This is a genomic window from Mycobacterium sp. SP-6446 (genome assembly GCF_001954045.1).
Lineage (GTDB): Bacteria > Actinomycetota > Actinomycetes > Mycobacteriales > Mycobacteriaceae > Mycobacterium.
Genome location: NZ_MBEM01000271.1, coordinates 1 through 2039 on the forward strand (window position 1 = coordinate 1; position 2039 = coordinate 2039).

Here is a 2039-nt window from a genome sequence, read left to right on the forward strand (position 1 = left end):
TTCAACGTCGCCACCGCGCACGCTCTGACGGTCGCGGCGGTGCCGTTGATGCTCGAGCACTCCGGGGGCGGCAGCATCATCAACATCACCTCGACCATGGGCCGGCTGGCCGGACGTGGCTTCGCCGCCTACGGCACCGCCAAGGCGGCGCTGTCGCACTACACCCGGCTGGCCGCGCTGGACCTGTGCCCGCGCATCCGGGTCAACGCCATCGCGCCGGGATCGATTCTGACCTCCGCGCTGGATGTGGTGGCCTCCAACGACGAGCTGCGCGAGCCGATGGAGAAGGTGACGCCGATGCGCCGCCTCGGCGATCCCGTCGACATTGCCGCTGCGGCAGTGTATTTGGCTTCACCGGCCGGCAGCTTCCTGACCGGCAAAACGCTGGAGGTCGACGGCGGCCTCACCTTCCCGAACCTCGACATCCCCGTCCCGGACCTGTGAGGAGCCACTGATGGCCATACCAGTCGTTCAATTGGGCACCGGCAACGTCGGCATCCACGCGCTGCGCGCCCTGATCACCAACCCCGAGTTCGAGCTCACCGGTGTCTGGGTCTCATCGGATGCCAAGGCGGGCAAGGACGCGGCAGAGCTTGCCGGACTTGCGGATTCGACCGGCGTGTTAGCCAGCACCGATCTGGACGCGGTGCTCGCTACCGGGCCGCAATGTGCGGTCTACAACGCGCTGGCCGACAACCGGCTGCCCGAGGCGCTGGAGGACTACCGGCGCGTCCTGGCGGCCGGTATCAACATCGTCGGCAGCGGCCCGGTGTTTTTGCAATACCCGTGGCAGGTGATTCCCGAGGATCTCATCAAACCCTTGGAAGACGCAGCGCGCGAAGGGAATTCGAGCCTGTACGTCAACGGGATCGACCCGGGCTTCGCAAACGATCTGCTGCCATTGGCATTGGCCGGGACCTGTCAGAACATTCAGCAGATTCGCTGCATGGAGATCGTCGACTACGCCACCTACGACAGCGCCGCGGTGATGTTCGACGTCATGGGATTCGGCAAGCCGATGGACGACATCCCCATGCTGCTGCAGCCCGGCGTGCTGAGCTTGGCGTGGGGATCGGTGATCCGGCAATTGGCTGCGGGCCTGGGCGTTTCGCTCGACGAGGTCACCCAGAAGTACGTTCGCGAACCGGCGCCCGAAGACTTCGACATCGCATCGGGACACATTCCCAAAGGCAGCGCCGCCGCGCTGCGCTTCGAGGTGTTCGGAATGGTCAACGGCGAGCCCGTCGTCGTCGTGGAACACGTCACCCGATTGCGGGAGGATTTGTGCCCCGACTGGCCGCAGCCGGCCCAGGAAGGCGGTTCCTACCGCATCGAGGTCACCGGCGAACCGTCCTACGCAATGGACATCTGCCTGAGCAGCCCCAACGGCGATCACAACCACGCGGGACTGGTCGCCACCGCGATGCGGGTCGTCAACGCGATCCCGGCGGTGGTGGCCGCGCCGCCCGGCATCGTGACGACGCTCGACCTGCCTCTGATCACCGGCCGGGGCCTATACGTTCCGGGGTGATGCCCACCATTAACAATTAGCCAAGTGTTCGGCTAGCCTCACTTTTATATTCGGGTAGTGAAATGAGGGTCGATCCGTTGGCGCAAGGCACCCAGGCCTCGCTCAAGACGAGCTGGTATTTGCTCGGGCCGGCGTTCGTCGCCGCCATCGCCTACGTCGATCCCGGAAACGTCGCGGCCAACGTCAGCGCCGGCACCCAGTTCGGCTACCTCCTGCTGTGGGTCATCGTCGCCGCCAATGTGATGGCCGGGCTGGTGCAGTATCTGTCGGCGAAACTCGGGCTGGTGACCGGACGTTCGCTGCCCGAGGCGATCGGCACGCAGATGAGCCGTCCGCTCCGGCTCACTTTCTGGGCGCAAGCCGAAATCGTCGCAATGGCAACCGATGTGGCCGAAGTAATCGGTGGCGCAATAGCTTTGCGCATCCTGTTCGGTTTGCCGCTACCGCTCGGCGGGGTGATCACCGGAGTTATTTCGCTGCTGCTGCTGACAATCAGGGATCGCCGCGG

General features: G+C 65.0%; 3 protein-coding genes. All 3 read left to right on the plus strand.

The window, feature by feature from the left end:
* The coding region (locus A5736_RS25070; RefSeq protein WP_139333544.1) for an SDR family oxidoreductase at positions 1–444 on the plus strand (444 nt) is incomplete at its 5' end.
* Between the two features lie 10 nt (positions 445–454).
* Entirely contained in the window at positions 455–1531 is a 1077-nt protein-coding gene (locus A5736_RS25075) for a diacylglycerol kinase (protein WP_076249159.1), read from the plus strand.
* A 62-nt stretch (positions 1532–1593) separates the two neighbouring features.
* Positions 1594–2039, plus strand: a 446-nt coding sequence (locus A5736_RS25080; RefSeq protein WP_175611380.1) for an Nramp family divalent metal transporter, incomplete at its 3' end; no start/stop codon positions are given.

Excerpts from the sequence above, each read along its gene's own strand:
- A5736_RS25075 (WP_076249159.1), top strand. The coding sequence starts at position 455 with ATGGCCATACCAGTCGTTCAATTGGGCACCGGCAACGTCGGCATCCAC.